Below are 11768 nucleotides of genomic sequence, written 5' to 3' on the forward strand. Positions count from 1 at the left end.
AGCGCCTGTCGTAACCATCCAACGCCGGTCTTTCGAGGCCGGCGTTTTTCATGCTGAGTCCTGTCGACAGGTCACGTATGCTGGTAACCGTGATGACTGTATCGACACCTGTTTATCGTTGGCGCCGGCTGCGCGGCTCGGATCGCTTCGCCGAGTGCGTGCGGGTATTTCTCGCGCTGGGTGGCATCGTGCTCTGGTGCGTCATCAGCCATCAGTTTGCCGTGGCGATTCCGGCAATGCTGGGCGTCATTGCCTGTGCGCTGGCGGAAACCGAGGATCACTGGCGCAACCGCCTCGCTACCTTGCTGGTGACGATGGCCTGCTTCGCCATCGCTGCGTTCGCGATCGAGTGGCTACTGCCTTACCCAGCGATCTTTGCAGCCAGCTTGCCCATCGCGACCTTTCTGCTGGTGATGCTGGGCGCGGTAAGCGGGCGCTATGCGACCATAGCTGGCGCCACGTTGATTCTGTCGATTTACACGATGATCGGTGCGGATCAGCACGGCGCGCACACGTTGAGCCTGTGGCGCGAACCACTGCTGCTGCTCGCCGGTGCAGCGTGGTACGGCGTGCTGTCGCTGGCCTGGAGCGTGCTGTCGCCGCAGCAGGCGATACGCCATTCACTGGCGCGTCTGTTCGAAACCCTGGCCGATGGCCTGGACGGAAAAGCAGCGCTGTTCGCGCCCCTGCCCGGCGTCGATCGCGAAGCGCTGCAACTCGCGCTGGCCATGCAGAACGAGCAGGTGGTGACCGCGCTCAACGACACCCGGCTGGTACTGATCGATCGCATCGGCACACGGCGACCACGTGGTGCGACGGCGGCGCGGCTGCAGCTGTACTTCATGGCGCAGGACATCCACGAACGGATCAGCTCGTCGCACTATCCCTACGACGCCCTGGCCGAAGCGTTTTTTCACAGCGACGTGCTGTTTCGCTGCGAGCATCTGCTGCGTCTCGAAGCAGGCCACTGTCGACGTCGCGCCGAGACGCTACGCCTGCGACTGCCTCTGGATGACGATGCGCAGGCCGCAGCGGCACTGGCCGATGTCCGTGCCTCCGTTGACGCATTGCGCGACCAACGCCAACCGCCAGCCGCCCATCTTCTGCGGGCGCTGGATGGGCTGCTGCGCAATATGGCGGCGATTCGCAAACAGCTCGCCGGTGACAGCCGTGTTGCCATGCCGGTCGAGGACGACGACAGCGCGCTGCAGGACCCCAGCCCGCGCTCACTGATCGACGCTTGGTCACGCATACGCCTGCAGCTCACGGCGAGTTCGCGGCGTTTTCGCCATGCGCTGCGGCTGGCCATCGCGCTGTTGGTCGGTTATGGCGTGCTGCACCTGGTGCACCCGCAGAACGGCTACTGGATTCTGCTCAGCACGTTGTTTATCTGTCAGCCGAGCTACGACGCTACGCGCCGTCGGCTGTTGCAGCGCGTCGCCGGCACGATGCTCGGTGTGGTGATCGGATGGGCGGTGCTGCAGCTGCTGCCATTCGGGCCAGCACAGCTATTGCTGGTGGTGATCACCGGTGTGGGATTTTTTGCCGCGCGCCAACGCTCGTACGCGCTTGCCACCGCCGCCATCACCCTGTTCGTGGTGCTGTGCTTCAACCAGCTTGGCAGCGGTTATGACGTCATGTGGCCGCGGCTGCTGGATACGCTGATCGGCGCCGGTATCGCCGCGATGGTGACGTATTTCATCCTGCCGGATTGGCAAGGCCGCCAGTTGCATCAGGTGATGGCCGATACGGTGCAGACCGATGCACGCTACCTGGTGCAGATAATCGCGCAATACGCCTCCGGCAAACGCGATGACCTGCCCTACCGGATCGCGCGGCGCGATGCGCACAACGCCGATGCAACGCTTAGCGGGACACTGGCCAGCATGCTGCGCGAACCCGGGCGACATCGGCAAGGGAGTGAGCCGCTGCTGCGCTTTCTCACCGCGGCGCATCGGCTGCTGGGTCACCTTTCCGCACTGGGTGCACACCGCCAGATGATTGCTTCACCGGTTGCGCTGGAAGCCGTCGTGCAGGCTGGTGATGTGACGATCGCCGCACTCGATCGGCTGGCTGGCGCGCTGGCCACGCATACCCCGGTTACGCCCTTCGGCGATAGCACGGCGTTTTTCAAGACACTGGAGTCGCACGATGTCGACGATGAGATCGCGACCCTGGTGATCGGGCAACTGGCCCTTGTACTGATGCTGCATGACCAGCTCGGCGAACTGGGCGTGGCCATGCAAAATCCGGACTGAGCCTGGGTACAAGCGACTTGCTGTCACGGACCAGGGCAGTTTGTTCGCTGTCGCGCTACCATCTGTGGCTGGCAATCCTCAGGAGCTTTATCGCATGCGTCCCTTTCCGCTTGGAGAAGACATCGATCTGTTGCGCGAAGCCGTGCATGCGTTCGCCGAAAAGGAAATCGCCCCGCGCGCCGATCGCATCGATCGCGACAACCTGTTTCCCGCCGACCTGTGGCAGAAGCTCGGCGAGATGGGCCTGCTCGGCATGACCATCCCGACCGAATACGGCGGTACCGGCATGGGCTTTCTGGCGCATATGGTGGCGATGGAGGAGATCTCGCGCGCTTCGGGTTCGGTCGGCCTTTCGTATGGCGCGCACTCGAATCTCGCGACACAGAATATTTTCCACAACGGCAACGAGGCGCAGCGGCGCAAGTACATTCCGAAAATGTGTAGCGGCGAATACGTCGGCGCTCTGGCCATGAGCGAACCGGGTGCCGGTTCGGACGTGGTGGGTTCGATGAGCTGCAAGGCCGAGCTGAAAGGCGATGTGTGGGTCGCCAACGGCAGCAAGATGTGGATCACCAACGGCCCGGATGCCGACGTGCTGCTGGTCTATATGCGCACCGCGCCACGTCCGGCCGGCAGCCGCTGCATGACCGCCTTCATCATCGAGAAAGGCATGAAGGGTTTCACCACCGCGCAGAAGCTCGACAAGCTCGGCATGCGCGGCTCGAACACGTGTGAGCTGGTGTTCGAGGATTGCGAGATTCCCGCCGAGAACATCGTCGGTGAGGTCAACGAAGGCGTGCGCGTGTTGATGAGCGGCCTGGATACCGAGCGCGTAGTGCTTTCCGGCGGACCGCTCGGCATCATGCAGGCGGCGCTCGATCTCACCATTCCCTACGTGCGCGAGCGCAAGCAGTTCAACGCACCCATCGGCACGTTCGGCGTGATGCAGGCCAAGATCGCCGACATGTACACCGCGCTGCAAAGCTCGCGCGGCTTCGCGTACATGGTGGCGCAGCAGTTCGATGGCGGCGTGAAGTCGCGCATCGATCCGGCCGCGTGCCTGCTCAACGCGTCGAAGAATGCCGTGCAGGTCGCGCTGGAAGCCATCCAGGCACTCGGCGGCAACGGTTACATCAACGACTACCCGGCCGGCCGATTGCTGCGCGACGCCAAGCTGTACGAGATCGGCGCCGGCACCAACGAAATCCGCCGCATGCTGATCGGTCGCGAGCTGTTTCACGGCAAGGCCTGATCGCAAAGTCTGGTCGAATACCGTATCAGCCACGCGCAACTGATGCTGCATGCCGAACAGCCGGAGAACTTGCGTCATCCGGCTGCCCGAGCCCACCGCGACACCATAGCGTTGCCGGCTAGTCCAGCGCCAGCGCGTCGGCAGCCTTGCGCGGAAAATACCTGCGGTTGAGTCGCACGCCAGCCACCAGGGCCGCCAGCACCGGCCCGAACCAGCTGAGCAGATCCAGTATTCCGCCCGGCTCGATGCCGGCGCTCTGCAAAAGCCGAGTGAGACCGATCGACAGGAAGGCGATATGCGTCGCCACACCGCAGGCCAGCATCGCCGCGAAATGCTCGCGCAGCCACCAGCGAGGACTGTTCAGCGGATGCCTGCGTCGCCGCAGCATGGTTACGCCGCCGTACGCGCTGATTGCGGCGAATCCCATCAGCACGGCAGTGCCCGTGCGCAGACCGATGGTGAATACGATCGCCGCACTGATCAGGTTGGCCAGCGCCACGGCCAGATAGGTGCGATCGCGAAAGCCTGCCTGATCGCTCTTGCGACGGACCGCCCGCCAGCCCAGCCATAACGCGGTCGCGGTAATCACCACCAGATAGGCCAGGAAAATGCCGGTGCCGGTATGGCCACGCATGAAAGCCACCGCAGCGATCGGCAGCGCGGTGGCGATAATGCCAAGCATGCTTTTCACGTAGATGCGCCCTGCCGACTTGTGCCTGGGCGAACCCTTGCGGCTGAGCGCGGCTGTCCAGAAACTCACCAGGGCCACCGTGCCCAGACAGGCATGTGCCATGACCAATATGCGATATGCATCCATCGTGACTCTCCCCGTCGAATCGATGCATGCATTCTTCGCGATCCACCGAAAACCCGGCAGGTGCAGATGGTCACCGTGCAGGGGTGAGAAAAGTCACCACTTGCACCAGGCCGTGCCGTACAGCGCCCCGGCATGCCTATACTCGAAGCATGCCGCTATCCGCATCACTATCCCGCAATCGTCATCGGCGCACGTCGGTGCTGGGGCCGCTGAGTCTGGCTGCATATGTCACCTGGCTGGCGATCGCATTGCGTTCGATATCGCCGGAACGACTCGTCGCCGGCGATGTGCGCTTCTGGATCGGCTCTCTCAGCCTGCTCGCCATGCTTGTCCTGTTCGTCGCGCATACCTTGAGCCAGCGAGCGCCTTCGCTGCGCCGCTCGCTGATGCTGATACTGCTGCAGGCTGCCGCGGCGCTGCTGGCCGGTTTCATGCTGCGCGATGGCTGGACCGGCGTGTTGTTGATCGTGGTCGCGGCGCAGCTGGCACTGCTGATGCCGGCGATGCGCACCATGGCAGTCATGCTGGCACTCAATCTGGTTCTGCTATATCAGTGGTGGCTGCTGGACGCGCACCTCGGCAGCGTGGCACTCGAACTGCTGCCGCTGCTGGCGTTTCAGGCTTTCGCCGCGCTGACCGCGCATTACCAGTCCGATGCCGAGCACAGCCGCGACGAACTGGCCCAGCTCAATGCCCAACTGCTGGCCACACAGGCCCTGCTCGACGAAGGCACGCGCAACGAGGAACGCCTGAAACTGTCGCGCGAACTGCATGATGTAGCCGGTCACAAGCTGACTGCGCTCAAGCTCAACCTGGCCTTGCTGGCGCGCGATCCGGCCTTGCGCGAACGGGCCGAAATAAGCACCGCGACCCTGCTGGCGCATGAGCTGCTCGACGATATCCGCGCCGTGGTCAGCCAGTTGCGGCGACACGACGGCATCGAATTACGCGCCGCGCTGGAAGCGTTGATCCGGCCGATTCCTGGTCCGCGTTTTACCTTGCAGGTCGACGAGGATGCACGCCCACCCTCAATGCAGGCGGCGGAAACCCTATTGCGCTGCGCGCAGGAATCGATCACCAACGCGCTCAAGCACGGCCAGCCGCGGTTGATCAGCCTGTACTGCCAGCGTACCGATGGGCGCATTCAGCTGCGTATTCGCGATGATGGTTCGAGCCAGCCGACCCTGGTGGCCGGCAACGGATTGACCGGCATGCGAGAACGGCTCGAAGCATTGGGCGGCGATTTGCGAGTGGCAGCCAATGCCGAGCGCGGTGTCGAATTGATCGCGCGACTGCCGGCAGAGCAGCCATGACATCGACCGATGCCATCCGCATCGCCCTGGCCGACGACCAGGCGCTGGTGTTGAAAGGGCTGTCGGCGCTGCTTGCCGACCAGGGCTTGCAGATCGCGTTGGAAGCGAGCGACGGCGAGGCGCTGCTGAGCGGGCTGGCGCAACGGCCGGTCGACGTGGTGTTGAGCGACATCCGCATGCCCGGCATGGATGGCTTTGCCCTGGTGCAGGCTCTGCGCGAACGCGGCGACGCCACCCCGGTGATCCTGCTCACCACCTTCGACGACAGCGAGCTGATGTTGCGCGCAGTCGATGCCGGTGCGCAGGGCTTTCTGCTCAAGGATGCCTCACCGGAAGAACTGTGCCTGGCGATCCGCCGCGTGGCGGCGGGCGAGACCTTGCTTCAGCCAGTGAGCCTGGGTGCAATACGTGCGCGCTGGTCAAGCAGCGATAGCAATAACGAACGACTACGCCTGACCGAGCGCGAGGCCAGCATTCTGCGGCTGGTCGCCGGCGGTTATTCCAACAAGGAAATCGGGCGCAGCCTGCATCTTTCCGAAGGCACGGTAAAGAACTACATGTCCGATCTGCTGGTGAAACTCGACTGCCGTGATCGCACGCATGCCGTGCTGAAGGCGATCACCCAGCGCCTGCTGTGATCGCCTCATGCACTGATCTCGCCATCGACTGCAGAGATCGGCATGCACATGCCGGAATGCTCGAACTGGCCGGTGTAATGGTTGTAATCGAGCTGTCGCGTCGAGCACAGCGTCATACCTCAGTTCCTACGCCATCAACCTCAACCTCCGCTCGTCGCTCAGTATTGGGACGGCGGCAATCGCCAGCTCTGGTTTGCGGCGACTTTGCATTTTTCCGTGGTCAGCGGCTCGCCCGCGGCCGAGGATGTCAGGCAGAGACCCGACATGTCATTGCTGAGCTGTGTGCCCACCCTGCTCCACTGCTGCTGACGATTGCCACTGCAGCTGTCGACGATCACCGGCGTGCCGGCTGTGGTGCCACTGCCGCTTGCGACATCCAGGCACAAATTATTGTCCTGCAGGCGCAGCGTATGATCGACCGCGAATACCCATGCCTGATTGGCCCCGCCGCTGCAGTTGTAGCTGATCGCCGGCACCCCGTTCTTCTCGCCACCTTGCGCATCGACACAACGGTCGCCCTCACCGACGATGGCGCCGCGCGATGAATTGCCGATGGCGTTGCGTTGCAGGCTTCCAGCGGGATTCTTGTTGATCTCGCTATAGGCCGTGCATGTCTTGCTGAGGCTGGTTTTTGAAATGCTTGCCAACGCGCTGCCCGTATTGCCAACCGGCAAATCAAACTCGGCGCTGGCATAGGGTTGATTGAAGCAATCGGAATCCGCCGAGCTCCATTCGAAATATTCAGTCCAGTTGACCATGCCGGCCGGCGAGATGCTGTTTGACGCGGTGCGGATGCTGCCTAGTTTGAACGAGCCGTGGGTGGTCAGATCGGTGACTGTCACGCCGAGCCATTGGTCGCCCTCGTAAGCGACGTGGAAACGATAGGTATGTCCTTGTTGCCACTCATGCACCATCCGACAGCTCTTGCCCACGCCTTCACCACCGAAGTTCACACAGGCACTTCCCTTGCTCCCTGACCTGGCTTCGGTCGCGTCCCAGATCGAAAACAGAAACATGCGATCGCTGCCGCCATTGCTCTGCATGCCGGTGTAACCGCCAGAGCGGGTGCCGACTAGGCTGAACTGGTTGCTCCAGAACACATTCGCGCGATAGCCGGGATCGGCCTTCACGGTGATGCCGAAGTCGACCGAGTTGAGCGCAGTCACCGCAGGATCGAATTGATAGTTGGTATAGGTCCCCGGCGTATCCCCCGCATGCGCGGTGACCGACAGCATCAACAGCAACAGCAGGCTGCACAGACACAGCGTCTTACTCATCATTGACTCCAGACTGATTCGACCACATTCGACAGCATGCGGTACGGTTGAACCATGCTTACGGGGCTTTTCGAAAGCTCACCGACAACGCGTCAGCTCTCCTGCCTTTCCCCGTCTGCAGCGAAAAATCACCGTTGTCTTATCCCTGCAGCGCATCGACACCGCGAATCGGCGCAGCCTCGGTGCGATGCAGGTCGAGCACCAGCACCTCGTTGTCGCCACGGCGAAACCACGAAGCGGGGCAATACAGCCGCTGCTGCGGACCGATATGCCAATAGCGGCCGAGCAGATGGCCGTTGACCCACAGATAACCCTTGTTCCACGCGCTCATGTCGATGTAACTGTCCTGCGCCTCGTCGAGATGCAGGGCGGCGCGGAAAAAGATGCCCGGCCGATCGAACGAACGCGACGGCTTGAGCTCGCGCATGTAGGTGGCATCCAGCGGAATGCTGTAAGCGTTCCACGTGTTCAGCACCTGCTGATCCAGCGTCACCGATCCCGTCAGCCCCTTGCGATCGGTGGTGTCGTGGCCATAGCCGACGTGCCCGAAACTGTCGACCAGAATATCCAGCGCGCATCCGGTCGCGGATGCCGAAGGCGGCAGCGCGATATGTGTCTTCGTCGGCAACCCAGGCTTGTCCACGCGGGATATCGCGTCGAGATAGCGCCCGTCGGCAAACACGGTGGCGTAGTCGTGCACGCCGTTGACCTCCAGCAGGTGACCTGCCGGTAACGATTTTCGATACAGCACCATGCCGTGTTCCTGCGCGAACAACAGCTCGTTGGGCAATGGGTGATCCACGGCTTTGGCCGCTGGCAGGTTGTCCCATAGCGAGGCCCAGGGACGCGGCGTTATGGCTGGCCATTTCGCCATGCTCGGCGACACGGGTATCGCGGGCAGCGGGTAGGCAACGGACTTCCCTATCGCATCGCGAAAACGGTGGTACGCACTGGTAGGAGTACCGCGCTCATCGATCGGTGCGCCGTAGTCATAACTGGTGATCACCGGCTCGAACTTGCTGCCATCACCGCTGGCATTGGCGCCTGCACCGAAGCCAAAATTGGTACCGCCGTGGACCACGTACAGATTGAACGAACGCCCCGCATCGAGCAGTTGTTGCAGCGTCGCGGTGTAATCGGCCGTCTGGAAGTCCGGCTCGCCCCAGTGCGTCAGCCAACCGGGATAGCCCTCGCCCACCCACACTGGCGCATCGCCGGCAATCGCCTGCCCGGCCTTGAAATCGGTATCGCCATCGAGCCCCAGTGCCGCACCCTCAAGATAAGTACCGGCCTCGCGAACCTGTCCCAGTCCGTCCGAAATCGAAAAGGGGCCGTCGATTCCGCGTGCCTGCCACATCGATCGCAATAGCTCGAGATAGCCCAGATCCTTGCCGAACGAAGCGTATTCGTTCTCCACCTGCAGCATCAGGATCGGCCCACCGTTCGCGGCCATCAACGGCACGATCAGCGGTGCAATGGCATCGAAGTAACGGGTGACTGCCCGCATGTAGTCAGCATCATCTTTGTCGCGTATGCGGATGGACGGATTGCGCAGCAGGTAAGGCGGCAGCCCACCGTAATCCCACTCGGCACAGCAGTAAGGGCCGGGACGCAGATACACCCACATGCCCTCTTCCGCACACAGTTTGATGAAGCGCACAAAGTCGCGATTGTCACTGGTGAGATCGAATACGCCAGGCTCGGATTCCAGCGCATTCCACATCACATACAGCGAGATGGTATTGAGCCCCATCGCCCGCGCCATCCGAATGCGATGCCGCCAGTACTCGGCCGGGATGCGGATCGGGTGCATCTCCCCGCTGCGAATTTGAAACGGCTTGCCGTCGAGCAGAAACACCTGCTCGCCGAGTTCGAAGCGATGTAGACGACCGTCCGGCGCGCACTCGACTGGCCTTGCTGCCAGGTGCGACCAGGCATCGACACGCCAGCTCAAGGCAGCGAGCGGCGTGAGTGCGGTCAATCGAAGAAAGTCCCGTCGTTGCATCATGGCTCCTTTGGATGGCCATACCCGATCGTTGGTGTACCAATGGCAATACTTCCACGTCGCTCACCCTGAACGCAGGGCCGAACGACGTGATTGAACTTCATCGCCAAACCGACGCTCTCAAGACCCAGCCGTCAACTCCAGCGTCAACACCTCGAACGGCGCCAGCGTGATCGAATCCGGATGATCCGCGTCCAGCTTCAATGCGGGTTTTCCGGCATCGCTCTTCCACGGGCTGCGTGCACGGAAACGACGAACTGCACCGGCGGGAAGCTCCAGCTGGCGTTGCAGGTCGATCACCGCCAGCTGTGTGTGGTCGCTCGGATTGCGCAGGGTGATGATCGACTTGACCGGCGACCACGCGGCCCATCCATAGACGTCCAGACGTCCGGGGTCGCCGCCGATCCAGTGCGTGTCGCGCAAGACTTCGGCATTCGCGCGCGACCAGCGTGCACTCTCGGCCAGCACGTCCCAATCCGCTGCAGTCAGCAGCGACGGCGTGATGTACATCTCCTGCAGTTGCGTGCCGGTAGCGAAGTACGAGTGCACCTCGTTGGCGAAGTCGTGGCCCGGGTCGGTATTCAGCCGCGAATTCTTTTGCGCGTAGATGATGCCGTGGAGCATCAGCGAATTGATCGGAAACAGCGGTCCCTGGACGACGATGTTCTCGTAGGTCTGCTGATCGCGATAAGTGATCCACTGCTCACGCTCGGTACCCACGCCGGCGTGCCAGTCATCCTCGCCGCCGCGCCAGATCGAATCGGCGTAATGCAGCCAGAACGGCGACGCCCAGGTACCGGTGGTGAGATTGATGAAAGTATTCGGCTTGTCGGCGCGAATGTCATCGATCAAGGCGATGGCCGCCGCGAAATCGCTGTCGAAGCGACTGCCCGGAAACACACTTTCGGCATTGCCGGTGCCGTCGAACTTGAACTGGTTGATGCCGTCGGTATCCAGCAGTTTCATCACCACGTCGTGGAAGCGCTGGTAGTACTTCGGTCCGGACAGCGCCAGACCACCATTGATGATTTCGTAACCGGTCGCCGTGCCGTTCTTCACCCGCTCCTTCTCGGGCGGACCGTAACCACCCCACGGCGACAGCCACATGCCTGGCGCGGCATCGTACTTCGCCGCGGCATCACGTAGCGGTGCGAAACCGCGCGGAAAATCCTTGCTGAAATTCCAGCTACCGCTACGGTCGTCCCAGCCATCGTCGAACAGGAACGAATCGAGTTTCACGCCACGTTTTACGCTCAGCTCCTCGCCGAAGGTGTTGATGCGATCCAGCGCCTGCGCCTCGGTGTACGGCGTGAAATAGCCGATGTCGTACCACGAGTTGTAATGCAGAAAGGGACGATACGGGTGCGCCCGCTCACGCTCGACGTAGCTGGCGAAATCGCGTCGCAGCTGACCTTCACGCACCACCCCGACCACCGCCGAATAGGTAATCGACTGACCTTGGCGCAGTGGCAGGCTACGGGCCATGGTCAGCGTCACACGTTTTCCGCGCACTTCGCTATCGGACAGCGGATTTTCAAAGCCCAGATAGACTTGACCGGCAATCACCGGCGAACCTTTCACCGTGCCATCGACCTCGGCACTCGCCGCCTCGGCTGGCAGCAGCGATACGCTGGTGATGGGTTCGTCCTGCTTGAGCGCGGTAATCGTCACCACTTCGCGCAGATAGGCCGAACCCTCGCGCTGCACCAGCTGCAGGTCGACGCGGAAGCGACCCTGCGCATCGATAAAAGTGCTGCTGACGCCCTGCCCCTGCAGACGCTCGGCCAAGCGTGATGCCTTGGCATTCACTGGCAACGCCTGTTCACTCGGTGATGTCTGCAGGCGCATGTCGCTGGCGCTGATGGTTTGCCCATCCGCAAAACTCAACGCGAAGGGAGTTTTGATCGTCAGCAGCTGACTGCCGTCGTGACTGACGATGGTCATATCCGTCATGTGGCTGTCGGCGACCTTCCAGCGGGCACCGATCGCGGCATTGCCAAAACTTTCCTGCCCCGCCTGATCCACGAACGATGGCGCGCCAGGCCGGGCGATGCCCGCACCGTCGATACCGGCCAATGCACTGCAAGCAAACAGCGCACTCAGTACACCAGCAGCAAGCAGCGACCCGCGCCGAATACGATCGTTGGGGAAGCCAGTCAATCCCGGCTTGTTGAAACACTCATAAGACATGTCTGTTCCTTCGTTGCG

General features: G+C 62.2%; 8 protein-coding genes. 4 read left to right on the plus strand and 4 right to left on the minus strand.

Going from position 1 to position 11768, the window contains the following annotated elements; all coding sequences use genetic code 11:
• Positions 1–92: 92 nt before the first annotated feature.
• Together yccS and HDE79_RS07065 are read left to right on the plus strand one after the other, a co-directional pair.
• Complete coding sequence (yccS, locus tag HDE79_RS07060) at positions 93–2258, plus strand: YccS family putative transporter (RefSeq protein WP_184601250.1); 2166 nt, start codon at positions 93–95, stop codon at positions 2256–2258.
• A gap of 94 nt (positions 2259–2352) precedes the next feature.
• On the plus strand, positions 2353–3510 hold the full coding sequence (locus HDE79_RS07065) for an isovaleryl-CoA dehydrogenase (RefSeq protein ID WP_184601251.1): 1158 nt from the start codon (positions 2353–2355) through the stop codon (positions 3508–3510).
• A 118-nt stretch (positions 3511–3628) separates the two neighbouring features.
• Here the strand turns inward: HDE79_RS07065 and HDE79_RS07070 are convergent, their stop codons facing one another.
• Positions 3629–4327: a hypothetical protein gene (locus HDE79_RS07070; protein ID WP_184601252.1), complete on the minus strand. Its 699-nt coding sequence runs from the start codon at positions 4325–4327 to the stop codon at positions 3629–3631.
• A 149-nt stretch (positions 4328–4476) separates the two neighbouring features.
• Between HDE79_RS07070 and HDE79_RS07075 the strand changes: the two genes are divergently transcribed.
• Together HDE79_RS07075 and HDE79_RS07080 are read left to right on the plus strand one after the other, a co-directional pair.
• Positions 4477–5640, plus strand: a complete 1164-nt coding sequence (locus tag HDE79_RS07075) for a histidine kinase (RefSeq protein WP_184601253.1) — start codon at positions 4477–4479, stop codon at positions 5638–5640.
• Positions 5637–6278, plus strand: a complete 642-nt coding sequence (locus HDE79_RS07080) for a response regulator transcription factor (protein WP_184601254.1) — start codon at positions 5637–5639, stop codon at positions 6276–6278. The genes HDE79_RS07075 and HDE79_RS07080 overlap by 4 nt, the downstream gene beginning before the upstream one ends.
• Before the next feature lie 158 nt (positions 6279–6436).
• Here the strand turns inward: HDE79_RS07080 and HDE79_RS07085 are convergent, their stop codons facing one another.
• The 3 genes from HDE79_RS07085 to HDE79_RS07095 all read right to left on the minus strand — a co-directional run bounded on the left by HDE79_RS07085 (position 6437) and on the right by HDE79_RS07095 (position 11750).
• Positions 6437–7555, minus strand: a complete 1119-nt coding sequence (locus HDE79_RS07085) for a ricin-type beta-trefoil lectin domain protein (protein ID WP_184601255.1) — start codon at positions 7553–7555, stop codon at positions 6437–6439.
• A gap of 139 nt (positions 7556–7694) precedes the next feature.
• Complete coding sequence (locus HDE79_RS07090) at positions 7695–9560, minus strand: beta-galactosidase (protein ID WP_184601256.1); 1866 nt, start codon at positions 9558–9560, stop codon at positions 7695–7697.
• Positions 9561–9680: 120 nt separating this feature from the next.
• Positions 9681–11750: an enterotoxin gene (locus HDE79_RS07095; RefSeq protein WP_221440075.1), complete on the minus strand. Its 2070-nt coding sequence runs from the start codon at positions 11748–11750 to the stop codon at positions 9681–9683.
• Positions 11751–11768 lie beyond the last annotated feature (18 nt).

Origin of the sequence: Rhodanobacter sp. MP1X3 (assembly GCF_014207165.1) — a bacterium.
GTDB lineage: Bacteria > Pseudomonadota > Gammaproteobacteria > Xanthomonadales > Rhodanobacteraceae > Rhodanobacter.